The organism is Bradyrhizobium sp. 142 (genome assembly GCF_023074015.1).
GTDB lineage: Bacteria > Pseudomonadota > Alphaproteobacteria > Rhizobiales > Xanthobacteraceae > Bradyrhizobium.
The window spans coordinates 1-593 of record NZ_JADPKQ010000363.1 but is presented as its reverse complement, the minus strand read 5'-3'; the positions used below and the strand labels follow the sequence as shown (position 1 = coordinate 593).

1 pseudogene is annotated in these 593 nt (G+C 66.6%); it reads right to left on the bottom strand.

Annotated features, from left to right (window positions below):
- A pseudogene (locus IVA82_RS33335) lies at nucleotides 1-593 on the bottom strand (hypothetical protein); the annotation flags it as partial.

Genomic DNA, 593 nt, shown 5'->3' with positions numbered 1-593 from the left:
GGTTTCTTTGTTCGACTTGAAGCCCGTTTCTCCGCCCCGACCCGCGCTATCTCGACGGCGGCGCGCGCAGGAGCGGTCAAGGACGCGCGCTTGCGCGCCCGCAAGGGCTTGTCCTTGACCGCTCCGAGCACGCTGCCAGGCTCGGGCGCGTCGGGGCTGATCTGCTGTCCGTCGGCGGCAAACCTCGCCAGCCGGTGCGGGCCAAGGAATACGCTGACGGTGCCATCGGGATATTCGTGAACCCGCACCACGGCCTTGACGAAGTGCGGCCTGAGCCGGCTCTGCGGCAACTGCAGTCGCTGACCGCTCCATGCGACGGTGTTGTCGTTGGCAACGGTTCGCTCTTCGATCACGCACAGCGCCTCGCGCCAAGCCTCGTGGCGGTCGGCAACGAACGCCGTGCCTTGCTGTTCGGCTTTGATCGCAAATGCCGCGTTATGCTCGGCCATGTAATGCGCCTTCAGCCACGCATTGGCGGCTTCGACCGTCTTGATCCCGGCGAGCCGCAGGTCCTTCGGCAACCGGCCCTGCAGCGTGCCGAACATTCGCTCGGAGCGCCCGCGCGCCTGCGGCGAATACGCTGCGATATGCTC